20 protein-coding genes and 1 pseudogene are annotated in these 26,097 nt (G+C 46.3%); 7 read left to right on the top strand and 14 right to left on the bottom strand.

The features are described from left to right. Nucleotides 1–136: 136 nt before the first annotated feature. The 5 genes from purF to purC are packed head-to-tail and all read right to left on the bottom strand — an operon-like array spanning nt 137 to nt 5,421. The gene (gene purF, locus C7R94_RS18330) at nt 137–1,555 is read right to left on the bottom strand and encodes an amidophosphoribosyltransferase (protein ID WP_106783491.1); all 1,419 of its coding nucleotides are present in this window, start codon (nt 1,553–1,555) and stop codon (nt 137–139) included. Further along, nucleotides 1,540–3,783 carry a phosphoribosylformylglycinamidine synthase subunit PurL gene (purL, locus tag C7R94_RS18325; RefSeq protein ID WP_106783489.1) on the bottom strand — a complete coding sequence of 748 codons (2,244 nt, stop codon included), beginning with the start codon at nt 3,781–3,783 and terminating at the stop codon, nt 1,540–1,542. The genes purF and purL overlap by 16 nt, the downstream gene beginning before the upstream one ends. Next, the gene (gene purQ, locus C7R94_RS18320) at nt 3,764–4,456 is read right to left on the bottom strand and encodes a phosphoribosylformylglycinamidine synthase subunit PurQ (protein ID WP_017249709.1); all 693 of its coding nucleotides are present in this window, start codon (nt 4,454–4,456) and stop codon (nt 3,764–3,766) included. Before purQ ends, purL begins: the two co-directional genes overlap by 20 nt. Before the next feature lie 4 nt (nt 4,457–4,460). Continuing rightward, on the bottom strand, nt 4,461–4,709 hold the full coding sequence (purS, locus tag C7R94_RS18315) for a phosphoribosylformylglycinamidine synthase subunit PurS (protein ID WP_106783486.1): 249 nt from the start codon (nt 4,707–4,709) through the stop codon (nt 4,461–4,463). Then, a complete protein-coding gene (gene purC / locus C7R94_RS18310; protein WP_012684340.1) occupies nt 4,702–5,421 on the bottom strand; it encodes a phosphoribosylaminoimidazolesuccinocarboxamide synthase in 720 nt (239 codons plus the stop codon). Before purC ends, purS begins: the two co-directional genes overlap by 8 nt. Nucleotides 5,422–5,687: 266 nt before the next feature. On the opposite strand from purC, the gene C7R94_RS18305 reads away from it, so the two are divergent. From C7R94_RS18305 to C7R94_RS18295, 3 genes are all read left to right on the top strand, one after another. After that, a complete protein-coding gene (locus C7R94_RS18305) occupies nt 5,688–7,394 on the top strand; it encodes a methyl-accepting chemotaxis protein (protein ID WP_106783484.1) in 1,707 nt (568 codons plus the stop codon). Nucleotides 7,395–7,487: 93 nt separating this feature from the next. Next, a complete protein-coding gene (locus tag C7R94_RS18300; protein ID WP_106783481.1) occupies nt 7,488–8,687 on the top strand; it encodes an iron-containing alcohol dehydrogenase in 1,200 nt (399 codons plus the stop codon). A gap of 96 nt (nt 8,688–8,783) precedes the next feature. Beyond that, on the top strand, nt 8,784–9,899 hold the full coding sequence (locus C7R94_RS18295; RefSeq protein WP_106783479.1) for an aminopeptidase: 1,116 nt from the start codon (nt 8,784–8,786) through the stop codon (nt 9,897–9,899). A 363-nt stretch (nt 9,900–10,262) separates the two neighbouring features. Here C7R94_RS18295 and C7R94_RS18290 read toward each other — a convergent pair whose 3' ends face one another. From C7R94_RS18290 to C7R94_RS18280, 3 genes are all read right to left on the bottom strand, one after another. After that, a complete protein-coding gene (locus C7R94_RS18290) occupies nt 10,263–12,437 on the bottom strand; it encodes a peptidase domain-containing ABC transporter (protein ID WP_106783476.1) in 2,175 nt (724 codons plus the stop codon). A gap of 40 nt (nt 12,438–12,477) precedes the next feature. Further along, a complete protein-coding gene (locus C7R94_RS18285) occupies nt 12,478–15,540 on the bottom strand; it encodes a type 2 lanthipeptide synthetase LanM family protein (protein WP_158264693.1) in 3,063 nt (1,020 codons plus the stop codon). Between the two features lie 428 nt (nt 15,541–15,968). Then, on the bottom strand, nt 15,969–16,157 hold the full coding sequence (locus tag C7R94_RS18280) for a hypothetical protein (RefSeq protein ID WP_106783472.1): 189 nt from the start codon (nt 16,155–16,157) through the stop codon (nt 15,969–15,971). A gap of 414 nt (nt 16,158–16,571) precedes the next feature. Between C7R94_RS18280 and C7R94_RS18270 the strand changes: the two are divergent. Beyond that, a pseudogene (locus tag C7R94_RS18270) lies at nt 16,572–16,727 on the top strand (aminopeptidase); the annotation flags it as partial. A gap of 210 nt (nt 16,728–16,937) precedes the next feature. On the opposite strand, the gene C7R94_RS18265 reads toward C7R94_RS18270, so the two are convergent. The 5 genes from C7R94_RS18265 to C7R94_RS18245 are packed head-to-tail and all read right to left on the bottom strand — an operon-like array spanning nt 16,938 to nt 22,832. Further along, a complete protein-coding gene (locus C7R94_RS18265; protein WP_106783468.1) occupies nt 16,938–18,029 on the bottom strand; it encodes a sensor histidine kinase in 1,092 nt (363 codons plus the stop codon). A 42-nt stretch (nt 18,030–18,071) separates the two neighbouring features. Beyond that, nucleotides 18,072–20,225 carry a serine racemase VanT catalytic subunit gene (vanT, locus tag C7R94_RS18260; RefSeq protein ID WP_106783466.1) on the bottom strand — a complete coding sequence of 718 codons (2,154 nt, stop codon included), beginning with the start codon at nt 20,223–20,225 and terminating at the stop codon, nt 18,072–18,074. Continuing rightward, nucleotides 20,212–20,895, bottom strand: coding sequence for a D-alanyl-D-alanine carboxypeptidase family protein (locus C7R94_RS18255; RefSeq protein ID WP_106783464.1), 684 nt, complete (start codon nt 20,893–20,895; stop codon nt 20,212–20,214). The genes vanT and C7R94_RS18255 overlap by 14 nt, the downstream gene beginning before the upstream one ends. Nucleotides 20,896–20,898: 3 nt before the next feature. After that, complete coding sequence (gene vanG, locus C7R94_RS18250; protein ID WP_047072356.1) at nt 20,899–21,951, bottom strand: D-alanine--D-serine ligase VanG; 1,053 nt, start codon at nt 21,949–21,951, stop codon at nt 20,899–20,901. A gap of 5 nt (nt 21,952–21,956) precedes the next feature. Continuing rightward, the gene (locus C7R94_RS18245; protein WP_106783461.1) at nt 21,957–22,832 is read right to left on the bottom strand and encodes a M15 family metallopeptidase; all 876 of its coding nucleotides are present in this window, start codon (nt 22,830–22,832) and stop codon (nt 21,957–21,959) included. Nucleotides 22,833–22,976: 144 nt separating this feature from the next. Between C7R94_RS18245 and C7R94_RS18240 the strand changes: the two genes are divergently transcribed. Together C7R94_RS18240 and C7R94_RS18235 are read left to right on the top strand one after the other, a co-directional pair. Next, nucleotides 22,977–23,924, top strand: a complete 948-nt coding sequence (locus C7R94_RS18240) for a helix-turn-helix transcriptional regulator (protein ID WP_106783458.1) — start codon at nt 22,977–22,979, stop codon at nt 23,922–23,924. A 65-nt stretch (nt 23,925–23,989) separates the two neighbouring features. Beyond that, a complete protein-coding gene (locus tag C7R94_RS18235; RefSeq protein WP_047072361.1) occupies nt 23,990–24,511 on the top strand; it encodes a DinB family protein in 522 nt (173 codons plus the stop codon). On the opposite strand, the gene C7R94_RS18230 is transcribed toward C7R94_RS18235, so the two are convergent. Then, nucleotides 24,508–25,284, bottom strand: a complete 777-nt coding sequence (locus tag C7R94_RS18230; protein ID WP_047072363.1) for a DUF169 domain-containing protein — start codon at nt 25,282–25,284, stop codon at nt 24,508–24,510. The genes C7R94_RS18235 and C7R94_RS18230 overlap by 4 nt on opposite strands. Before the next feature lie 207 nt (nt 25,285–25,491). On the opposite strand from C7R94_RS18230, the gene C7R94_RS18225 reads away from it, so the two are divergent. Then, nucleotides 25,492–26,052, top strand: a complete 561-nt coding sequence (locus C7R94_RS18225; protein ID WP_106783456.1) for a hypothetical protein — start codon at nt 25,492–25,494, stop codon at nt 26,050–26,052. Nucleotides 26,053–26,097: the final 45 nt, after the last annotated feature.

The raw sequence follows: 26,097 nt of genomic DNA, 5'->3' as shown, positions 1-26,097 counted from the left end.
AAGCAAATTCGATGTCGAAAGTAACGTTCACCTTCGAAGTCCGGTGCTCATGTAGGTCCCCTACACTCCGCTCCTCCTTCTTCAGGTTCTCGCTACTTTCTCGGTGCTGAAAAGACGACTTTCTGAACAGGTACGGTTAGCATTTGAGCGCAGGTAGCGCTTCTTCGAACTCAATCTCTGTCGGATATTCTCCGTTAAAGCATGCGAGGCAGTGTCCTCTATTGGGAGCCGAATCAGTACGGCCAATCGCATCGATCATTCCTTCAACCGACAAGAACGACAGCGAATCCGCCTCAATGATTTGACGAATTTCCTCTACGGATTTGGTCGCCGCAATCAGTTCCTCACGCGACGAGGTGTCGATGCCGTAAAAACAAGAATTCATAACGGGTGGAGAGCTGATACGCACATGCACTTCTTTGGCGCCAGCCTCACGCAGCATGCGGACAATCCGATTACTCGTCGTACCGCGCACAATGGAGTCGTCAATCATAACGACGCGCTTGCCTTCCACTACTTTGCGAACCGCAGACAGCTTGAGATAGACAGCCCGCTCACGCAGCTCCTGACTCGGCTGAATGAAGGTACGTCCCACATAGCGGTTTTTGATCAATCCGATTTCGTACGGAATTCCTGTCGCTTCCGCAAATCCGATAGCAGCAGAAATACTCGAATCCGGTACACCTGTGACGACATCAGCATCAATCGCGGATTCCAATGCCAGCTGCTTGCCTAGACGTTTGCGCGCCATGTGGACGTTGATTCCGTCGATGTCACTGTCTGGTCGGGCAAAATAAATGTATTCAAACGTACAAATCGAACGCTGTGTTGCTTCGGTATGCTTACTTTCGGTAATGCCATCCTTGTCGATGACGATCAGCTCACCCGGTTGCACGTCACGCCAGTACTGCGCGCCAATGATATCGAACGCACAAGTCTCGGACGCGACAGTGATCGCATCTCCGAGTCGTCCCAATGACAGTGGACGCAAGCCATTTGGATCGAGGGCGATCACGAGCTGATTCTCGTTCATGACGAGAAGTGCATAGGCTCCCTTGATGTATTGCAGGGCGTCCTTCACCGCTCCCGGCAAATCCTTGCTCTCAGAGCGGGCGATCAGATGCGCAATCACTTCTGTGTCACTAGTCGTCTGGAAAATGGAGCCTTTTGCTTCCAGCTCTTTTCTAAGCACGGCGGCATTCACGAGATTCCCGTTGTGGGCAACTGCCATGCTGCCTTGTGCATAGCGGAAAAAGAGCGGTTGGGCGTTTTCAATCTTGCTCGAACCAGCAGTCGTATAACGAGTATGACCAATCGCGATATGACCACTGAACTTCTCCAGATCACCCTTGCCAAAAGCCTCTGACACAAGACCCATTCCGCGGTGCTTATACCATTTCTCGCCGTCGGAGGCGCAGATACCTGCGCTCTCCTGACCGCGATGCTGAAGGGCGTGCAGACCCAAGTAGGTCAATTGGGATGCTTCTTTGTGGTTGTAGATGCCAAAGACGCCGCATTCTTCGTTCAATTTGTCCCAGATTAGCCGATCAAACATGGAATCGCATCCTTCCAGGCTGCTTTCACCTCTTGAGTCGAAGCGTTGATCGCTTCTGTACCGTTCACGTTCACTACCAGACGATCGCCGCCGACCGTACCGATGTTTTCAGCAGGTACGCCATGTTCACCTGCCAATGCGAGAATCGCCGCTGCATGCTCTCCAGATGCACTGAGCAAGATGCGAGATTGAGATTCACTGAACAAGAGCACGTCAGCACGCAGCTCGGACGCAAGAGTCACCTGCGCACCAAAGCCTTTGCCGAAGCAAGATTCAGCCAGTGCGACACCCAGACCACCTTCGGACAGATCGTGTGCGGAGTTCACCAGACCTTGGCGAATCGCTGTGAGAACCAGCTTTTGTACTGCCGCTTCCTTCGTCAGATCGATTTGCGGAGGACGTCCGGAAATGCTGCCCGTAGCCATCTTTTGATACTCACTGCCGCCCAGCTCAGCGAAGGTCTCGCCCAACAGAATGATCGCGTCGCCTTCATTTTTGAAATCCTGGGTCGTAATATGGTCAACATCAGTGATCAAACCGACCATTCCCACCGTTGGAGTTGGATAGATCGCGTCACCGCTGCGTTCATTGTAAAAAGATACGTTTCCGCCGATGACCGGAGCATCGAGTGCCACGCACGCTTCGCTCATGCCCTCGCACGATTTTTCAAATTGCCAGAACACCTCAGGCTTTTCCGGACTTCCGAAGTTCAGGCAGTCCGTAATCGCCAGCGGCTCTGCACCGGAGCAGACAACGTTGCGCGCAGATTCTGCAACCGCAATGGCACCGCCCACTTTTGGATCGAGGTACACATAGCGACCGTTGCAATCCGTACTCATAGCAAGGGCCTTGCGAGTACCGCGCACCATGACAACAGCAGCGTCAGAACCAGGCTTTACAGCTGTGTTTGCACGCACGATGTGATCGTATTGCTCGTATACCCACGCTTTATTCGCCACTGTTGGCTGAGCCAGCAAGCTTTTCAGTGTAGCATTCAGATCTTTCGGTTCTTGGATAGCTGCCAAAACATCTACATTCGCGTTTGCTTCGTAGTAAGCAGGCACCGCAGATGGACGATGGTAAACAGGCGCATCGTCTGCCAAGCTGTCTACTGGCACCTCTGCTACTACCTCTCCTTGGTGCAACAAGCGCAGCTTGCTGTCTTCGATTACTTTGCCCACGACAGCGGACGCCAAACCCCATTTGTCAAAAATCGCAATCGCTTCTGCCTCTTTGCCTTTTTCTACGACGACGAGCATGCGCTCCTGAGACTCAGACAGCATCATTTCGTATGCAGACATGCCAGCTTCGCGCTGTGGCACCAGGTCCAGATTCATCTCGATTCCGTTCCCTGCCTTGGATGCCATCTCGGAGCTGGAGCTCGTCAAGCCAGCCGCTCCCATGTCCTGAATCCCGACGACGATACCCGTATCGATCAGCTCCAGGCACGCTTCCAGCAGGAGCTTTTCCATGAATGGATCGCCGACTTGTACTGCCGGGCGTTTTTTCTCCGACTCTTCCGTGAGCTCTTCGGATGCAAAGGTCGCCCCGTGAATACCGTCGCGCCCCGTGCTTGCGCCAACGTAGATAACAGGGTTGCCGATACCGGACGCTACCCCTTTTTGAATCTTCTCATGGTCGATCAGGCCGACACACATTGCGTTGACAAGCGGATTTCCTTCATACGTAGGGTCGAAATTCACTTCGCCACCCACAGTCGGAATCCCGATGCAATTTCCGTAGCCCGCGATACCAGCTACTACATTTTCAAACAAGTATTTGACGCGAGGAGACTTGAGTTCCCCGAATCGAAGCGAGTTGAGCAGCGCAATTGGACGCGCACCCATCGAGAATACGTCACGGATGATACCGCCCACGCCAGTCGCTGCCCCTTGGTACGGCTCGATCGCAGATGGGTGGTTATGGCTTTCGATTTTGAAAACAACCGCCTGATTGTCACCGATGTCGACAATACCTGCACCTTCCCCTGGTCCTTGCAAAACGCGAGGTCCTTTTGTCGGGAAACGACGCAGGACAGGCTTGGAGTTTTTGTAGGAGCAGTGCTCCGACCACATGACGCTGTACAGACCTGTCTCCGTCCAGTTCGGCTTGCGGCCGAGAATTTCTACGACACGCTGATATTCTTCGTCAGTCAGACCGATTTCTTTGTACAGTTGTTGATCGGCAATTTGTTCGGCTGTCGGTTCTTTATGCGTGAGTTGTGACACTGTTCTGCTCCCTCCAAGTCTTCAGGATCGAGGTAAACATGCGGCGTCCGTCATCGGAAGTCATCCAAGAGTGGACGGCACGCTCCGGGTGAGGCATCATGCCAAGTACGTTTCCACGTTCGTTGCAAATGCCCGCGATGTCTTCCAGTGAACCATTCGGATTCTCGCCATGATAGCGGAAAACGATCTGCTTGTTCGCTTTAAGCTTCGCCAGCGTTTCTTCATCACAGTAGTAGTTTCCTTCGCCGTGCGCGATCGGAATTTGGATGACTTCCCCTGCCGCGAAATCTCGGGTAAAGGAGGTATCGTTGTTTTCCACGCGCAATTCGGACAGCTTGCAACGGAATTTCAGTGAACGGTTACGCAAGAGTGCTCCTGGCAACAGCCCGACTTCGGTCAGGATCTGGAAGCCATTGCAGATTCCCATGATTAGCTTGCCTTCTTCTGCTGCTTTTACCACTTGCTCCATGACGGGTGAAAAACGAGCGACCGCTCCACAGCGCAGATAATCTCCATAAGAGAATCCGCCTGGCAAGAGAATCGCATCATATTTAGAAAGATCCGTATCGGAATGCCATACGTAATCCACAGGCACTCCCATTACGTCTTCAACTGCGTTAAACAAATCAATGTCGGCGTTCGAGCCTGGAAAGACGATAACGGCTACTCGCATATCCTTAGCCCTCCACTATATCAAAGCGGTAGTCTTCTACCACCGTATTGGCCAACAGCTTTTCGCACATTTCACGTACACGCTCTTCTGCTTGCGCACGGTCAGAAATGTTCAATTCCAGCTCCATGTACTTCCCGATACGCGCATTGTTTACTTCATCAAAACCCAAGGTGTGCAGAGCACCTTTTACAGCGTGTCCTTGCGGGTCCAAAACACTCTCGCGCAATGTTACATAAACAACAGCTTTAAACATGTACGTCTCCTCCTAGTCTCGTAAGCATTTCTTTGTAAGCTTCCTCCACATTGCCCAAATCGCGGCGGAAGCGGTCTTTGTCGAGCTTTTCATTCGTTACTGAATCCCAGAAACGGCATGTATCCGGGGATATTTCATCGGCGAGGAGAATCTCCCCGTCCGCTGTTTTTCCGAATTCCAGTTTGAAATCGACCAAGGTAATGTTGCGCTCGCGCAGGTAAGGCACGAGGACCTCGTTTACAGCAAGACCCATGCGCTCCAATGTCGCTTGGTCACTCTCGCTTGCAATCCCCAACACTTTGATATGGGAGGCATTCACCAATGGATCTCCCAGTGCGTCATCCTTGTAGTAAAACTCGACAACGGGCTGCGGAAGCACAGTTCCTTCTTCCATGCCAAGACGCTTGGCCAATGAGCCTGCTGCGATATTGCGAACGACTACCTCCAAAGGGATAATCTCCACTTTGCGAACAACTTGCTCTGTGGCGGACAGCAGACGGACAAAATGGTTGTCGATGCCCCGCTCCTTCAGCATGGTGAAAAAGATTGCCGTAATGCGGTTGTTCAGCTCACCTTTTCCGGTGATTTGCGCCCGTTTCTCTCCATTAAATGCTGTTGCGTCGTCTTTGTACTCTACCCAGTACTGGTCAGGCAAAGATGTCCGATAAATACGTTTTGCCTTACCTTCGTAGAGTTGTTCCTGTTTTTCCACCGTAGGAGTCACCTTCCCAGTCAAAAAGGTTGAGTTTAGGTTAATTCACGAACGTTTCAAATACATTAAAACACAAACATACGCATTTATCAACGAAAAATGCTGGAATAGACTTCGACAAATGTTCGGGAATTACTGTATGTTTTTCGAGCATTAGATGTTAACATTCGTTTACATGTTCTCCATACTAGCTTTACATCTCCTGATTACAATAGTCCTTAGTCTCGGGACTTTTCGACCATCCACTTATCAGGAGGCAACTGGAGATGCACGCTATCATTCGCCATTTACTCACTCCCTTTTCTCACTTACACAGGCAAGTGCGGCTCCGTACCAAGCTGACGATCCCACTGCTCTTCATCCTGCTCATTTCTTCGGGCATGATCGGCTGGACCTTTTACACCCAGGCAAAACAGGTAATGATTTCGCAAATGGAGTCCCGCCTCGACTCTGAAACGGACAAGACCACCGAAAAAATTTCGCTTTTGAAATTCACTTTCGCTAGCGACGATCAAGCCTACCAAAAGCGCCTTCAATACGAATTGCAACAGCAAGAAAGCAATCTGTCACAGGAAGGCTTGATACTCCAGCAGTATCTGGTCAAAAATGGAGCTTTTCATCCCATTGAAAAAGTGACAAAGGGCGCTATTGAAATCCCGCAAGATATCGCGAAACAGATGGAAGCGGAACGCTTTGGCGTGATTCATGTCCCAGTCGATGACCACATGCATACACTGGCCTTTACCCATTCTCCTGAGGAGAGCTACATATACGTCATAGACGTTTTGCAGGAGTCCTATCTAGGTCCTCTCCATAAGATAACCAAAATAATCGTGATGACCATCCTCGCTAGTCTGGTTCTTTCTTTGTTGCTGTGCTTGCTGGTTGTGAAGGGGATAACTGCGCCTTTTCAGACGTTGATTGCGGCCATGCAACAGGTTAGCTCCGGCGACCTCACCCATCGTTCCCTTTTGCAAAACGAGGGACCAGAGATTCGAGGAATATCAAACAGCTTCAATCACATGGTAGAGCAAATGTGTGAGATTATTGCCGAGATCCAACTCATGATTGAAGAACTGAACAAAGGCGGCATCGCAATCAGGCAAACAGCCGATGAAGCAGGCGATCGTTCGTCGATGCTGTCTCTGCGTCTCGATACGGTCAATCAAGGCGTCGAACAAACGGCTGCCTCAACAGATGGCGCCAGCGCCTCTTTTCAGCACATCAAGCAATCGATGGATGGACTGTTTGCGCGTATTTTCTCTGTGATTGAAGCGGGTAAAAAGATGCAGACAGTCACCCACCATGGACAAGATCGCATCGATGATTTGAACACGATGATCAACCGCTTCTCCCACACGTACGCACAGGTCGACACCCGCATGACTGAACTGCGTCGACAATCAGAATCCATTGGAGATGTTGTTCATCTGATCCAAAACGTGGCGAAGCAAACCAAGCTTCTCGCTTTAAATGCCAGTATTGAAGCGGCCCGTGCTGGAGAAAACGGACGCGGATTTGCTGTCGTGGCCAACGAGGTAGCCAAGCTTGCCAGCGAGTCGGAAAACGCTACATTAGAAATTACGCGGCTGATGGACGCTGTTCAGGAACAAACCCATGAGATTTCCTCCGAAACCTCGCAAGCATCCGAACAGCTTCAGCAAAGCCTGCAAAAGCTCTCAGACGCTGCATCTGCTTTTCTTGAGCTTCGACAAGCTGTCGATCAGACTACGGGAGAGCTGCATATAGCGAATGAGGGGTTATCTGACATAACCGAAGGCTTGCACACCGTCGACATGGCTTTGGATACGTTTGTTGCCATTTCACAAGAGACCAAAAGCAGCACAGAAGAAATGCTGGTCGCCTCGCGCGAACAGCTCACTTCCATTGAAAAATCACGTCAATTGGCAACAGAGCTTCTATCCTTATCTGAGCGGCTGCAAGAAATCAGCGATCGCTTTCGCGTTGCATGAACATGATGAGCCTCCCTCTCGGGCAGGCTCTTTTCTTTTGTTTATGATAAACTTGTCAGTGGTACAACCAATACGTGAAAGAAGGAATTTCAGATGTTTCCATTTGAAGTGTCTTTTCCTACCAAAATTTACTTTGGCATGGGCGAACTGGAACGTTTGGGCCAAGAAGCAAAATCGATGGGCCAAAAAGCATTGCTCGTCACAGGCGGCAATGCGGCCAAACGTACAGGACTTTTAGACCGCGCCAAGGCTCTGTTGCAGGAAGCTCAAGTGGCGTATCTTGTTTTTGACAAAATCGAACCGAATCCTCGTACATCAACGGTTGATGCCGGAGCTGCTCTTGCCCGTGAGCATCAGTGCGACTTCATCCTGGCTATCGGTGGCGGCTCCGTGATGGATGCCTCCAAAGCGATTGCGGCAGCAGCCGTTTCCGGACGCCCCATTTACGATTACATGCGGGGAAATCCGAGCGGTTCTGGTCAATTGCTGGTACCCGTTCAAGAAGCATTGCCGATCATGACCGTCCCGACAGTAGCCGCTACAGGTTCGGAAGCAAACCATATCAGCGTCCTGACTCATTGGGACACACATGAAAAATCTTCGATCAACGGTCCAGCACTTTACCCGAGGATTGCCATTCTGGACCCGTCTGTCACCTTTACCGTTCCAGCTCGGGTCACAGCGGAATCTTGCGCCGATATCTTTTCCCATCTGTTTGAAAACTATTTGATCAGCGCGGAAGGAACCCATGTTCAGGACGGTATTTCCGAAACACTCATTCGTCTCGTCGTCGAGCACTCCATCACAGCGATCCAGCAACCAGACAATGCAGAAGCACGATCTACCCTTTTGTGGGCGAGCACGCTGGGCATCAGTCCCTTCGCTGCTGGCGGTCGCGGTGCTGGCATGCCGTTGCACGGAATTGAACATCCGCTGAGCGGAATCTACGATATGGCTCACGGTCGTGGACTGGCGATCCTTTCCCTTCCTTATTTCGAACAGGTGATTTTGCAAGACCGTCCCGAGAGATTAGCCCGTATGGGACGTCATTGTTTTGGCGTTACCGTAGAGGACGAGGGCGAAGCAGCACGAGCAACGATTGAAGCCGTTCGCCATTGGTATGAGCGCATGGGAATCACAGAACGTCTGTCCGACTTCGGTGTGACCAAACAATCGCTGGCCCAAATGGCTGAAGAAGCTGTCCGCATCGGCGGACGTGGAATCGGGTATCTGCCTAGCTCACGAAAATTGAATGAATTCGATGTGATCGCAATCTACGAGGCTTGCCTGTAATCGAAGCATCAAACATACTGGCGAGCCTTCGCTCAGTTATGTAATAATACAAATTAATCATTAATCAAAATTATTTTACTACGGAGGTTACCACCTATGGCAGATCCACGCATTAATGAACTGGCAAGCCGTCTCGTCCGTTACTCGCTTAATTTGCAAAAAGGCGAAAAAGTTCTGATCGAAAATACAGGCCTGCAACCTGAACTCGTTCGTGCACTTGTGCGTGAATCATTTGCAGTTGGGGCTCTGCCTTTGGTCACCCTGAAAGACCAGGAAATCATGCGTGCACTCTATCAAGGCACGAGCGAAGAACACATGGCTCTGATGGCAAAATACGAGTATGACCGAATGAAGGACATGGACGCTTACATCGCCATCCGCGCTTACGACAACATCAACGAATATGCCGACGTACCGGAAGACAAAATGGGCATTTACGCTCGCGTCCTGTATCAACCTGTACATACGAACGAGCGCGTTCCGAACAAACGCTGGGTTGTACTGCGCTACCCGAACAAGTCGATGGCACAGCTGTCCAAAATGAGTCTCGAGGGCTTTGAGGACTTCTACTACTCCGTCTGCAATCTGGACTACGCGAAAATGTCCGCAGCTATGACTCCGTTGAAAGAGCTGATGGAGCGCACCGATCGCGTACGCATCGTCGGTCCAAAAACGGACCTGCGTTTCTCCATTAAAGGAATCAATGCCATCAAGTGCGACGGCAAACGCAATATCCCGGATGGCGAAGTATACACCGCTCCTGTGCGCGATTCCGTAGAAGGAACGATTTTCTACAACGCGGCATCGATCTACAACGGCATTACCTTCAATGATGTGCAGTTCACTTTCAAAGAAGGCAAAATCGTGGAAGCGACCAGCTCCAATACCAAAGCATTGAACGACATCCTCGACACTGACGAGGGCGCGCGCTATATTGGAGAATTCGCGATTGGCTTCAACCCGCACATCCTCCACCCGATGCTGGACATCCTGTTTGACGAAAAAATCGCGGGCAGCTTCCACTTCACGCCAGGGAATGCTTACACAGTAGCAGACAATGGCAACCGCTCTTCCGTTCACTGGGACTTGGTCCAAATCCAACGCCCTGAATACGGCGGCGGCGAAATCTGGTTTGACGATGTGCTGATCAGAAAAGATGGACGCTTTGTGTTGCCAGAGCTGGAAGGCTTGAACCCGGAGAATTTGATTTAAACAAAATGAATGAAAAAATGGGTTAGGGAATAGGTTCCCTAGCCCATTTTCTATCTTTACTCTTCTGAACGTTTGACACCAGCAAAGCTGCTGGACATTTGTCATATCGTGATGAAGTCTGGCGAGGAACTGCAATCGTATTGCATGCCCGCAAATGCTTTTCTCTTCATTAATCAAGGGGAAGCTAGATTGCTTTTAGATACTACTGAAGTCTCACTAGCGGTCAATCAAATTCGCCATTGCGGAAATGTAAAAAAATCGCTAGCAAAGGGGCTATCCAGAAAGTAAACTGCTCCCCTTCAATAGCAGGCTTTATTCTTTCACCTGGCTAATTAAAGGGGAGCATATCACTTTCATAATCATTCACACCGCGGCTAGATCACTATAGTAGCGTCGATAATAAGCTGAGTTCTCCAATAATTGTTCATGTGTTCCTATTGCACTGATGCGTCCTTGGTCTAATACAAGAATAACATCACTATTCATCACGGTAGTTAAGCGATGAGCAATAACGATGCGTGTGCATGCAATATCAGACAAATAACGATCAATTCTCTCTTCGTTTAAATGATCAAGCGAACTTGTGGCTTCGTCAAGCAATAAGACTGTCGGTTTAGTTAGCAGTGCCTTCGCTAATGCAATCCGTTGCCTTTGACCACCTGATAGATTCAACCCCATTTCACTTATCATTGTATGATACTTCATCGGCATCTGCATGATTTCATCATGAATTTGAGCAGCTTTCGCTGCCTCCATCACATCTTCTATTGTTGCTTCAGCGGCAGAAAATCGAATATTATCGAGGATACTGCGATTAAATAGATAAATACTCTGAGGCACAGTACCAATCTGCTTCCGTATATGCTGCATGTCTAAATTTTGTGAATCTATGCCATCATAGTAAATGCGACCTGCTGTTGGTTCAAATAAGCCAATCAGCAAATTGACTAAAGTAGACTTTCCTGCACCAGATTGACCAATAATCGCCACCTTCTGACCAGGCTTAATGTCCAGACTAATATCACACAATGTTTGTTCAGAGAACTTCGAATATGCATAGGATACATTTTCTAATTCAATCGTCCCTGTCAATTCTATTTTTAGTCTGCCATCATAATCTTCAGTTGGAGCATTAAGTACATCTTGAACACGGTTTAAATATGAAGTTGTGAGAATAAAGCTATTAACTGTTCCGACCAAACTACCACTTACTCCAAAAAACTGACTTGCTATGGATTGAATCGCAATAAGCATTCCTAATGATATTACTCCATCAAAGACATGATATGCACCCAACCACAATATGATAAGCGGTGCTGCTAGCTGTAGTAGACTTGTCATTGTTACTAGTACGTTTGTAATCCGCTCTTTACTGCGATAAATATCAAGTAAGTTCTTGAAATGATCTCGCCACTTCTCAAACATACTCTCTTCAACACCACTCGTCTTAATATGGAATATCCCCAATAGCATCTCCGTTTGCACCGATTGTACATTAGTTCCTGCAAGAATCTGACGCTGATTCCATTCAGCAATTACCTTCTTAGTAAATACAACTGCAATAATATTGATTAATGATAAACCAACAACTAACAATGCCAAAGAAATAGATTGTATCGACATATATATGAAAAGAGCGATTAACATCAATACATCTAATACCCCACGAATTATACTGCCAGAAATAAGTTCACGTATCATATTCAACGAGTTAGCCCGAAATAGCAGATCCCCAATAGAACGAAGCATAAAGAAGCTATAGGGGAGTTTAAGCAAATGCTGAAAAAAATTAATCTGTAACAATGAATCCAAAACATTGTGCATGGTAATAAGTACTCTGCCCCGAATATAGGTAAACATAGATGAAGTGACTAACATGAAGATAATACCCAGTGCCATAACACTCATCATCGTAGTATTTGCAGGCATAATCACCTTGTCGACCAATTGCTGAATCAATATTGGCATTGCGATGGCACACAATTGTAAGACAGCTGTTACTAGAAATACAAGAATGAACAACTGTTTATTCTGAAGGATAAGTCTGAACATAGTATCCCAGACATTGGCTGCCTTAACGCGCTCAAAGTTTGCCGTTGGAATAATTTCTAACATGTAGCCATGAAAGTGGCTCATAAATGATTCTTCATTCAAATGCTTGCGTCCTATAGCAGGATCAATTATCGTATACTTCTTCTCGCTTGAATCTTTCTTATGTTTGATACGCTCCAAAACTACATAATGATGTTCATCCCAAGTAATAATAGATGGTAACTGTAAAGTCTCTAAAAATTCCAAATCTGCCCTATAACATTTTGCTGTAAACTGAAGTTGTTCTGCTGCCTTCTTCAACTGAAACAAACTAGTCCCATCACGTCCACTGCCTAGCGCTTCACGTAAATCATACATACTTATACTACTCTTATAGTAATGCATGATCATTGCCAAACAGCAAACCCCACACTCCGTTTGCTGCATCTGTTCAATAAATGGTACGCGCCATCGGTGATCTTGTTTACCTTGCCTCTCATCATTCATACCGATCATCTCCATATCCAACAAAACGATAACACTACAGTTATCGTGGCAATTCAAATGCAAGTATAGAAGGCACCCGATTATCTAACAATCGTAAATATTCGTATCCCATCCCAGCAGTTCCTGTCATCAAACCATCACACTCCAATCTTGCAATTAAGTGGTCAGAGGACTTATAAGATTCATAGTCTGCAAATGCTTGCAATGCCCAATCATTTGCTATATCCACTAGATTAGGAGCTTTCATCAGTTTACTTACGTGTAGCAAAATATCAGCATTGCCCAATATACCGTGACACAAACAAAAACTATTAAGTGTATTCCCACGATTCAACAAAGTCTGCAGTGCATTCTTATAGTCTTGAGTAACAAATTCCCACTCTTGTGCATGTAGGAGATTCATTGCTTCAAGATGACGCATAATCTCTGCGCGAGCAAGTGCGATACCTGGAGCACCATGACACCAAAAGTCAGCATATTCATGTCTATCTGTAGAGCGCAAGTCTCTCCAGTTTTGTTCAGTTTCCGAATAGTAATGATTTTCATATATGAGCAATCTATTCGCCATTTTCAAATACTGTTCACAGCTTGAATGATTACTATGGTTATCACTTAATCTAGCAAGCCATGTGAACGCCCATGCTAACCCAGCTGCTCCATGGGATAAACCCGTCAACAATACTTGTCCACTTTTCGTGCTGTCGTTGTCGACTACATGTTGGTTAGTCAGTCCATCAGGGTATATTTTCGAGCCAGCATCAAAATTCATTTCCTCCATTAATGTATAGAGGCGTTCACCGGCCGCTTGGGCCACATGCAAATACGCTACATCATGCAAAGCATCGTAGATACGAAGCATAACGATCATACAACCTGCAAGACCATTAATTACATCATATTGAGTTTCTTTTTCTATTCCCCGCATCAATACGGATAGCCTATTCTTGGCATTTTCGAGCAAGGTATCATCTTTCCATAGCAACCCACAATAAATGAGTGCATAAATATGAGTACTTTCCCCAAAATAAACTGAGGTCGAAATAGTTATCTCATTGGACAATTCGCTACCTTCATCTAGTTTCAGCTTACTTGACTGAATATCATTCAAAAGCTGTCGTGCAATTTCCTGGTACTGCTGGTCGCAAGTGATATGAGTTAGTTGAGCGAGATATAATACATAACCACCTAGACCACTATACATATTGTGATCTAACCATGTTGGTTTAAATTTATTCTCTACTCCAACTATTCCAAATCCAATACACCCAATATTACTATCATCTGTTGGGACAATGCGACGCATTATACTATTACCTATTGATGTCGCATATTGCTGAAATTGTGTAATTCTATTCTCATTATGAATGAGATCTTGGGTTAGTATTGTAGTATGACGATACATATCAGAACGCTGATTATATGAATGATCATCACTAGAATGATCACTGTCATCCAAGCTGGATAGAGACCAGCGCAAATATTGTAGCTGTATGCTAAGATCATCTTCAGATAATTGAATCAGGTAATGTTCAATTAACTCAATAATCGACATCGGATAAAAATTGGGTATACAGACTCCATTCATATCAATTAAGTCATGACTATTAAGGGAGAACATAAAGTAAGGAACATCTTGCCGCTGCATTTGTTCCAACTCACATTCCATAACAGTAGGTGGTGGAAACGTCGAGGTATTCATCATAATATCTAATAAGCGATTGCGATCTGATTCATTCTGTAAATAATCTGGATGCATACTATCTGATAAGAACTTTGCATACAAGGCTGTCGCCCGAAATACATGACGACCAGTCGCATCAGAATACGGTAAGAGTATGTCACGAACAAAAGTATCGCGATGCGTAAGTAGTAATCGATACAAATCACAAAAACCTTCGATCATGTGCTTTGTATACATCGAGATGTCCATATATTCGCCATGTAATATTGGTCGATTTTGTCGTTCATCGGTCGTATAAATGTCGTCAATTAAATAAGCTTCATCAGTACCAACATTATTAATACGCTGAATCTTCATTAACTGCGACTTTTGTCCACCTCTAGCGCCTGCTGCACTTAAATCAATATCCCATAGTGCATTAGGAGAATAAATTCCAGGTAGCATTAGAGATGAAAAGACCGTTCGCTGACTTTGCTCTCCTAGCACATGGTGCAACTGGGTATCTGTTAATGGAGTAAATATGGTCTCCAAATCAATTAATATCGGCTGTGCTCCATTTGCGATAATATTTTCAGAATGATAATCAGTAGCCCCACATGTATAGCATAATGCCGTTAATGCACCCAGACGATAATAGAACTGTTCTACTTCCATAATGGATTGACATGGATTGTGGCTTATAAACTCATGATATCCATAATCCCCACAATTGAGCACATTTGGACTGCTCAACAAATACTTCAAACCTCTCTGATTAATCCAATCCAGCATAGTACTATAACATTCATCTATACGTAATGAATGGGGTTTATACACTAGCTTAGCACCACTGTTAAACTTTAAAATGGCAACTGATTTGCCCGTGTTATGAGTATCCCCTGCTCCAATCTCTATCCCAGTTAGACAATCGTATTCGCAACCATTTCCCAATTTCGACTTGAATTTTATCCAATCTGCATTGTAATGAACAAGAATTTCACGTACATACTTGCTAAACATTAACGTGTGTTCTGTCAAGCACCTAGCTAACACTGGGTATGTATCGAAGAATTCTCTTAAATGATGAGGATTTTCTAACAGTTTAAAATACTCTTGATACCGCTCGTTCGGTGATTCAGCTGTTAAATCACCTAACTTACTAGCAATAGATATCTCTAACATCGTCGTCTTGATCTGCAATGAAGCCAACCGTTGTACACACGCTTGCATGAGCCCTTGTTCAACTTGAAAATTATCGATAATATCTGTATCAAGATCATTTAGAACTTCCCGAAGATTGCGCCAAAATTCCGCTAGAAATGGACGGATTATGGGGTTAGGTTCTTTTTCACTGAACTCATTATCATGAGAGGAAATTAATATTCGGTTCAGATTCTCATCGCTATCTACACTAATCCCTCTATCTATTACAGCTTTAACCAAAATGTCCCCTCCTGCTATATTTTTTTCGTACCAAAGAATTATTTATCATCGAATATTTAACATATGTAGGCCGCACATTCTGCATCGCGACCTCATACGATTATTTGCTGAACTTGGAAATAAGATGATTAGCATTAATATTCATGCCCTAATATTGCAACTGTTCTTCATTAAATATATTCACGCATCTTGCAACTCTCTGTCCTCGCCATGAATATCCTTAAGTAGTATCGAAACCCGCATTAGAAGCGGAAAAGAAACGACTCATTAACCCGCTTTCCCACATTACACAATCAGAAGTGAGAAGGTAACATTTCACCATCTCACTTCTGAATAGTTACTTATGATTTACTAGCATTTTGGTACATCACCAGAGCGGTACATAAGTCCACAATGGCTTTGAGTGGCAGGACAATTATTTTGTAGGCTTACAAGCAACCAAAAATCATTGTAATATGATGAATCGTGCCACCACCCGTAGTATTTGGTTGAACCTTACTACCTGCAACAATTTCCTTCAATTGTTGCTCATCAACTTCCCCAACTGGCGAGACAAATCCTTCCTTCGCTCTCCCCTCAGAAGAACGATATTGAGCTCGTAGATCCTTGTTAGACATATACATCCTCTTTTCTAAATGATAGTAGCACTATATAATAACTCTTCTCCATAAAAGAGAAGAAGTGCTCACAAAGATACTCTGTCTTCAGTGAGTGTTTAAACTAATCTCAAAACTTCGATTTGTAATATTCCGAATTTCGACTCAAAAATCGGAATACTTACATTTTATAACATGTTTTTAGTAAAATGTAAATATATACCATAAATTCATCAATTTTCTTTTTAAGGATGTTTCAGTCTATTTTTTATTTCTAGTAAGACGAGTTGTGGATTTGATAAGTCACGGATCGTACTCACTGACTTTCTGGACAACCCCTGCTTTTCGTTTTGCAACCGCACCTCAAGACACGTACGAATCAGTTCACTTTGGACAGATATCGTTCCCCGATGTTTCTCGACGATATTTTTCCTAAATGGCAACCGCTCCTCCGTTCACTGGGACTTGGTCCAAATCCAACGCCCTGAATACGGCGGCGGCGAAATCTGGTTTGACGATGTGCTGATCAGAAAAGATGGACGCTTTGTGTTGCCAGAGCTGGAAGGCTTGAACCCGGAGAATTTGATTTAAACAAAATGAATGAAAAAATGGGTTAGGGAATGAGGTTCCCTAGCCCATTTTCTATTTTTCTGGCTTATTAACTGCTTCAGCTTTTACATATGCTATAGGTACAAGAATGTTTTAGCAAAACTTGTTAAATAGTTGCTCACGCCACCCAGAATGTATATCTCCATTTTTTGTTTATACTGGAAGTTTATTACTATTGCTTGCTCTATCATTTCATCCATACGGCAGCCTGACCTCAAAACACGTACGAATCAAATCACTTTGAACAGAAATCGTTCCCCGATGCTTCTCGACAATATTTTTCGCAATAAACAAGCCGAGCCCTGTGCCTCCTCCTAGCTGAGTTCGCGCTTTGTCGCCCGTAAAAAACATTTCAAAAATATGCGGCAGGGCTTCCTCAGGTATTTGGTCACCGTAATTCATGATTTGTACAACCACTTCATCTCCCTCACGATAGGCATTCAAATCGATAAATTGCCCATCGCCCCCGTAGCGTATCGCGTTGGTCAGAATGTTCTCAAATACGCGCGCCAAAAGCTCCCCATCTCCCACGATCACTAATTGAGCCGCAATCGCACACCGCGAGACCAGCTCATTTTTCTCAAAGGAGGGGTACATCTCATCATTTAACTGGACAAGCAATTCACTCAAATCAATGACCTTTTGCTCGATGTTGACCATGCCGTAATTCATTCTCGCAATTTCGAAGAGCTCATCAATCAGCTTTTCCAATCGTTGTGACTTAGTAAAGGCAATCGTCGCATAATGCCGCATCTGCTCTTGTGACATCTGCTCATCTCCCAAAATGAGATCCAGATAACCCAGTACGGATGTCAGAGGTGTACGCAAATCATGCGCGAGATTCAAAACAAGCTGATCCTTGCTGCTTTCGGCGAAATCTCCTCTTTCTACCGCCTTTTGCAGCATTTCGCTTGCTAGATTGATATCCTTGGCGATTTCTGAAAACTCGTCATTGGATGGAATATGGACATGCCGTGTAAAGTCTCCACTCGCGAGATAATGAATGCCCGTAGAAATCTCCCGAAAGTAGCCAGCATAACGTTTGGTCAGGAGATAGAAAAACAAGATCGCAATGGGAGCAAAGACAATCAAAAAGAAATTGATATCCCCCATCTCCCTGATGAAATAGCGAACCTGTGCGAGCCGATCTTCGTACTTAACCCCCGCCTTATAGTAAAACTGGAGCACTTTATAGAGCAGATAGGTTACGATACCGGCCAGAAGCATGCCAAGCCCAAGAAGCCCAAGCATTTTGGAACGAAAGCTATGTCTTCTCTTCACCATGGAAAAAATGAACCACTCCCTATACTCGTTTTCGTCCAGGGCTCAATCATGATAGACTCTTTTGACACGTTCTCCCAAACGGCATACCAGCTCGTTCGTAATCGTTTTACATTGATGGGCCATTTCCTCGGGAGTGATCCCCTCTTCTTGATCTCTGCCGATAAAGGTCACAACATCCCCTTTTTGCACCCCTTCCATATCTGTAATATCTACGATAAGCTGATCCATGCAGACAAAGCCAATAATCGGTCGCCTTTTTCCTTTGATCAAGCAGGTAGCGCCCGATTGTGACAGCATGCGCGGAACCCCATCTGCATATCCGATGGATACGATGGCAATCTTACTGTCTTTCTGCGCTGTGTAGGCGCGTCCATAGCCTACAGATGCTCCTGTTTCCACTTGTTTCACCTGCACAACTCTTGCTTTCAGTGATAGCACAGGTCGTAGGTCGACGCTTGTTTTCACTTTGTCTCCCTGCTTGCTCAACATCCCGTAGAGAGCGATCCCAATCCGAGCATAATCGTATTGCAGCTCCCCATAATTCAGCACGCCGTAACTGCTTTGAACGTGCAGCTTCTGTGGATCAATCCCCTTTTCTTTCAGCTGTTCGATCACTTTCTGGAAACGGGCGATTTGATTTTTCGTGTATTCGATATCCAAAGCTTCCAAACTGTCAGCCACACTTAGATGCGTAAAGGTACCGCATACCTGCAAATTTTTATATTGATACATGTCCGCAATTTTTTCCGTGCGTTCCCAAGATTCCCCGAGTCTCCCCATCCCCGTGTCGATCTTGATATGAACAGCGATTTTCACGTTGTAGCCATTCAGTTTTTTAGCATATTCGTCATCTACTACGGTTTGCGTCAGTTTGAAACGGGCAATTTGGCGTATCCGTCGCTCATCGGTATAGCCGAGAACCAGGATTTCTCCTTTTACGCCCTTCTTCCTTAGCTCGATTCCTTCATCGATTGTGGCAACTGCGAAGTGGTCAATCCCGAGCTTGTTTAAAAAACACGCGATTTGCCATCCGCCGTGGCCATATGCCTGCGCCTTTACGACTGCCATCATCCCACAATCCTTGGGGAGAACCCGCTGGATTTCCCTGACATTATGCTGGAGATGAGGAAGATGGATATCCGCCCATGCTCGCCCGGTTTGATCCAGTTTCCCACCTCGAAAGTGCTGGATCACCTTCATCACTATCACCGAGAGCACAAACGACAGTACTGTGACCAGCGTAAAATGCACCAAGCTGTTTTCAACAAGCAGCCCTGTCAGTCCCGTTACTTTGGCGGCTCCGCGAATGAGCACAATACCCAGCGGATGGATGACATAAACATACAGGCTCAGCTTTCGTAACGCTGGGCGATTTTTGACTTTCCAGAACAACAAAAGCTGAAAGAGAAAATACATGCACGGTATTAAAAAAATATACATACTGTCATGGCGTTGCAACTGATAAGCGTGCAAAAGCAAGCCTTCCATTACCAGCATGCTTCCGAACAAAACAAACCCGATTGCATACGGTGTGATCTTTTTCTTTTTCCGCCTGCGGGTATTGGCAATCATCCCGCCCATGACAATAAACACAGGGGCAAAAAATATACCGTTCCGCGTGTAATCAAACAAGGTAAACATCAATTGGTAAATACTGTCCGCATACGGACTCATCTGTGCCAAGCCATAATAGCTGTCTCCTAATAGCCCGATGCCATACAGCAGCAAAGTCACCCAAAACGTATTCCACATCGATAGTCTCGTATACAAAAAAGTGCTGATACACACCCCCAGCATGATGCCAGGGAAATACCACAGATGATACAAGGTCCCGTTAAACAAGAGGTCTTTCACTGCTGAAAATACGGTAAATCCATCCGTAAAATTCCCTGTATACACATTCACAGGAAGATAGAGAAGGATCGAAAGCAAATATAGCTTTCCTACTTTCCATAAAAACTGCTTCAGCCTAAACGCATTTCTGCTGCGATCTGTGCCAAGCTTTTGCAAGAAGAAAAATCCTGTGCACAGAAAGAAAAAGGGAACTGCCACCCTGGCTATTGTTCGTGTCAGTGTAAAGTCCGCCCATTCGTTTATGGACAGCAGGGGAGAAGTATGGATTGCGATGACAAGGATCGCTGCCATGATTCGAAATCGATCCAGCCCGCCATACTGCTTTTCACTACCCGCGTTCATTACATGCCTCCTGATGAAACACCGTAATGATAAAGCCATCCACATTGTTGCCCGATATTTCGTAGCTCTCACCAGCCACAACCGGGATGTGCGTAACTGTATCGGTAGCCTTTACATAGTAGATTTCAATGCTGTCATCATCTATTAGCAAATGCTCCTGATGAAATTCGTAGTTTTTCACATACTCGATGTACTGTTTGATAAACCCATATTGACTGGCACGTTGGCGAAACATACGGCATACGCCATGATCGGGAAAAGAGGGGCAGATAAAATCGATCTCTTCCTTCTTTTCCCCTACATCTATCGCAAGCCCTGTCTGATGCTCGCTTTCATTTGGACGCGCGACATATTGACTAGTAAACACCTGTCCATTTTCGAGCAAGGATTGATCATATATATCCTTTTGTTCCGCCTTACTGCGAAAACCACTGACAGGCACGATTGTATGCTCCGCGTTGCAGGCTTTCAGCAGTTTGGCAAACATCTTTGCAGCCGTGTTTTCCAGCATCATATTGTTGTGTGCTCCGTCAATCAGCCGCATGCGGTTCAGCAGGATACCGTCATCTGTCTGCCAGCGAATTGGGTACTGGCGATTCACCAATATGAGATGGCCGTGATGCAGATTGTCGCTGTTCAAAGTAACCGTAAAGACGTGAGGTTGTGTCATCGGTTAGTCCTCCTCCAACGCTAGCATAATCAACGTATCAAGAAGCTCTTTATAGGAAATCCCCGCAGCACGCAGCATGTTTGGATACCTGCTTTTCGAGGTAAAGCCGGGGATCGTATTCACTTCGTTAAACACAATGTCTCCGTCTGGTGTGACAAACATATCCACGCGAGCGAAGCCACGACAGCCAAAAACCTGATAGAGATGAGTCGCTGTTTGCTTGATTTTATGAGCGAGCTCTTCTTCAATTCTTGCTGGAACATGGATATGGGCAGTCTCCAATGAATACTTTTCTGTGTAATTGAAGAAGCCCTGGAGCAATTCGATCTCATCCACTTCCCCCACAATGACCTCACGATTTCCGAGTACCGCGCAGCCCACTTCAAATCCCGCGATGTTTTCCTCGATGACCACTTTGTCATCATGCAGAAGGGCGTTTTCTATACCAAAGAACAATTCTGATGGGCTGTATGCTTTCGTAATCCCAATGGAGGACCCTGCCTTTGCCGGTTTGACATACAAAGGGAATCCCAGTGGTTCGGTGGCAGCTTGAACAGTTGCAAGATCAGTATTCGGATAAACGGTAACGGATCTTGGCGTTTTGATACCGGAGCTTTCCGCCAGCGTGTGGGCGATATCCTTATCCATACAAATCGCGGAGGATAGCGTGTGACAACCGACAAACGGAATTCCGGCGAGCTCCAATAGTCCTTGTACCGTTCCATCCTCTCCGTTTTTGCCATGTAAAATCGGGAACACCACATCAACCTTCGTGATCGTCATGGCACCGTTCTCCTGTGCAACAATCCCCCTCACCTGTCTGCAAGGAGAGAGAAAGGCAGGAACACACTTCTCACTTTGATGCCAACTGTCATTCCGAATGCTTTCAATGTTGCCGGTATATCGCAGCCATTGCCCTTCCCTCGTAATTCCTAGCAAAATTACCTCGTACTTTTCCAGACACAAGCTTTCCAGCACCGAACTCGTAGATTTAAGGGATACTTCATACTCTGAGGAACATCCCCCAAACAAAATCGCGACAGTCAATTTCTTCATTAGATTCACCCCTTCTTTTCTTCGTTCACGCAGCTTGTAACAATCACGCCGCCCATGTTGTCACCCGAAATCTCATAGTTGCTCGAAATCGGTACCTTGATCGTCATCTCTTCATCGACAGGGTAGTAGTTAATTTCATAGATCTTCCCATCGTTTGTCACGGAGATCCTTCTTTTTTCTTTTAGGTAATCCAAGTATTCTTCCAGCGAAAAGTTGTTTTGCTTCATGATCGCGCTATGCGGCAATCCGACATATCGGAAATGCCAAGGCTCGAATACCGTTCCTGTAATGGCTACCTTGTCCTTTGGGTAGCGCAAAATAAAACCGAATTTCCACGAATGATCTTCCAGCCACTTGCCTTCAGGGGCGTGCTCCATTTTCATTTGCGTCGATCCAATATCCAGCGCGGAGCCTACATTATGTTCGCTGTAACCGCTCGGCATCGCGTACGCTGGTCCCATTTCTTCATATAGCTTTTCTTGTTCTTCCATGCCTCGATAACCGCTGTTCAAGATAAAGTGAGTCACGTTATCTTGCTGCGCTGCTTCGACCATCTCCAAAAATACTTTGGCTACACGCTCTGACACTTCGATTCTGTCATCGAGCAAACGATAGCCTTGTAACAGTTCTTCATGCTCAGACAACCGAACAACATCGCTTTTTACCCCTGCCTCATGAACCGGATAGTCTTTGTTGACCAAGAGAAGGTCTCCCTGATAAATTTGGTCCTTTGCTATTTGTAGCGATTGGTACTCCACACCGGTGGCCTCTCTCAACGTTTCCATGTGTCCCCCAACATTAGGTGGTCCATCTGCTATTTTTTGAAAAACGATATATCCAAACAGCAATAAAATGACAAGCCAAAAAACCCTCTTTTTCATTCACAGCTTCCTCCTTCACTTACACATGTAGGATAGGAAAAACTGTTAAAATAAAAAGTAGGGTAAATATAAAATAATTTTAAAGATATCCGTTCATTTTTATAAAGTTGATTAGCTGGATAGAGAGGGGGTCAGCAGCCTAGCATGAACAAAACAGATCGTTTGTTGGCAATCGTTCTGGAGTTGCAGAGAAAAGGTACGATACGCGCAGAAGATTTGGCCGCGACCTTCGAGACGAGCGTCCGGACGATTTATCGTGATATGCAGGCATTGAGCGAAGCAGGCGTCCCTATCGTTGGCGCACCGGGTCAGGGCTATTCCTTAATGGAAGGGTATTTTCTGCCGCCCGTCAGCTTTTCGGTAGAAGAAGCCGTTGCACTTTTGATCGGAGCAGACTTGGTCGAGCAAGTATTCGACCAAAACTTTGGCAATAGCGCAAGAGCAGTACAGCGCAAAGTAGAAGCGATCCTGTCGGCGGATGTAGGTGAACAAGCCAGCCGTATCCGTTCAACCTTTCGCCTCGTAAGCCCTAGAGCAAACAATCTGCGCGAGCAGGAAAAAGCGCATGCACAGCTCATCCACGATGCGATCATCAATCAGCGGAAGGTACGCTTCCGCTATCGGAGGGGCACGCTTGGGGAGGGTGATGATCGTGAAACAGTGCGTGACGTTGCCCCATATGGCCTGGTACTGGTTCGGGGTTCTTGGATACTGCTCGCTCATTGTGATCTGCGACAGGATATTCGTCGATTCCGCCTGTCCCGCATGAGCGGCCTGGTCGTATTGGAAGACCGCTTTATCCTCCCTGACCATTTCAATTTTAATGAATACAAGCCTCTCGACGATCGGTCCCTGGAGGTGCAGATCGTTATCAGCACAGCTATTGCTGATCGGGTAAAAGAATCGGGCTATTTTTTTATCGAAGAGATTACGGAGCATCCGGACGGCTTTCTCGTCAGATTGCGCGTCAGACAAATCGAAGAAATATTGTCTTGGGTGCTTGGGTTGGGGGCAGATGCGGTTGTTCTTACGCCTGAATCCTTGCGTATCCGAGTTCGTGATGAAGCCAAAAAATTATTCGAACGCTACTGACATACTGCTGTCAGTAGCGTTTTTATATGATGAAAGCAAGAAAACCAAGAGGAGCTGATTCGCCCATGAATACAAAAGAAATCGTGAACAAATTTGAAGACGTGACAAACCACTACCTGCATGAATTAGAAGGCTTCACCATGGAACAACTACTACAAAAACCAAGTGAAGAGGAATGGTCGATCGGTCAAATGTACCTTCACTTGATCCAATCTGCCCGGTATTTTCAACTGGGAAGTATCGAGAAGTGTAGACAAGGGGGGCCTGCTGTCACAGAAGCAGGTACCGAAAAATCCGAGATCGGGCAGGCGATATTTGCTCAAGGCTCCTTGCCTCCCGTTCGCGTGAAAGTCCCTGCCTCCCCGGAGTACACACCTGCACAACCAGAAAGCAAGGAGCAACTACGTGATGGACTCATCAGCGTGCTCGCGCAAATGAAAGAGCTGGAACCGACTCTGGACGAAATTCCTGCGCATCACACGGTGGCTCACCCAGCCTTCGGTCCGATGACGGCCAAGGAATGGTTTGCCGTTGTAGAAATGCACTATCGCCATCACCTGCTCCAGCTCAACCGACTGAAGGGTTAGTTTTTTTCTCCAAACATCTCTGCAAGCTTTTGATAGGTCGGCGGAAACTCTGCCTGATAGCGCAAGAAGGACGGGATCGGGTAGCGGATTCCGCCTTTTTGCGTTCCCGCTAATCCCTCGACCAGCTCAGCGGCATCGCGAAAATGAAAGCTGAAGGCCATCTCATGATCCTGTGTCTGGGCAAACAATCTGTCGCCATAGCACGGTACGATCACTTGCGGCTGTCCCGTCTGGATCGGCTTGATTGCAATGTCTGCACAGTCTGCCCGACTGGAAAAGGTGGAAGGAATCGATCCACCGCGCTTGTACAGCATTCCCGCCACCAATCGCATAACCTGTGCTGCATTGCCGTAAATCACAACGACATCTGGCTCAATCTGTGCCCGCTCCAGCGGAAACGATACGTAGTAGCCGCTTTCTTCTGCTGAAAATTTCGGAACATCCAGCTCACTTTTCGCCCCATTTTCCAATGAATCTGTATACATCCCACAGGCGAGATGACCCTCTGTATAAAACGCCGGCTGCTCTTCATACCCAAAAGCCACCTGCGCGATCGGACAGGACAGGTCGGCTCCATTCATCGCGATGCTCCAGCCATAACGCCGTGAAAAACCGACAGCTTGGCAAATGGTAATCGGATAACCCAGGTCACGGACAGGTCGCTTTGCCTTTGACGGCAGAGCGGCTTCTTCTTTTCGGATGCTAACTCCTACGGGAAAGGTCTCAGTCCTCACATACATTTGAAGCGCTTGATTCAGCTCGATGGCGTTCATTCCACTTGCCCCCTCGTTTTTCACATACATTACACATACTCTGAATTTTTCGTCTTTTTTACCCGAAGTCCTGTCACTCCCTACATTTTTCTCAAAGCTTACAACATCGTAAGGTAATGGAAAGGTTAATCGATAGGGAGTCGAAACAATCCCTGTTAGGATAAAAAAAGATTACACGTATTACTTGGGATGGCTGGAGGGTTCACAATGAAAAAGTTCGCATGGCTGGGCACGGCGCTTCTCGTCTTTCTGTTAATGGGATGCTCCTCCAGCTCACCAGATGCAGTGCTAGGGCTCGGAAAAAAAGAAGCGGCGCAAATCGCTGCAGCCGCTGTTAGACAATACTATCAGGTGAATGTCGATACGACTGATCGGGAAATCACGCTGGAGGACCCAACCAATTCGGTATACAGAGGAGTCCCTGTTCACGCCATACTAAAACGCGAACCTGTGAGTGGCGATGTCCATGGCTTTCACGCGATCATCGAACCAAGGTCAAAGCAAATCCTTTCCCTGTCGATTGACGTTATTGGAATAAACGGAGAAATGGCGACAAAAACGATGACAGAAGCAGATTTGGAAAAGACGGCATCTGATTTCATCCGCTCGAAAAACCTTCTTGCTACAAACGACTTCCAATTGGTGAAAGCTTCTGACGCTCATTCCAATGACGCCAAGCGTTATTTTTATTACACAGATGGCCTAAAAGACGTGGCAATCGGAGTGGACCCAGGCCTGAAACAGGTCGTTACGTTCACATATGATTGACGCACCCTATCCCTTTACATTTACAGTGGGTTCTCCGTTGCGACC

The organism is Brevibacillus sp. NRRL NRS-603, assembly GCF_003013445.1.
Taxonomy (GTDB): Bacteria; Bacillota; Bacilli; order Brevibacillales; family Brevibacillaceae; genus Brevibacillus; species Brevibacillus formosus.
The sequence above is the reverse complement of the archived record's forward strand: the minus strand, read 5'-3'. Positions and strand labels throughout refer to the sequence as shown.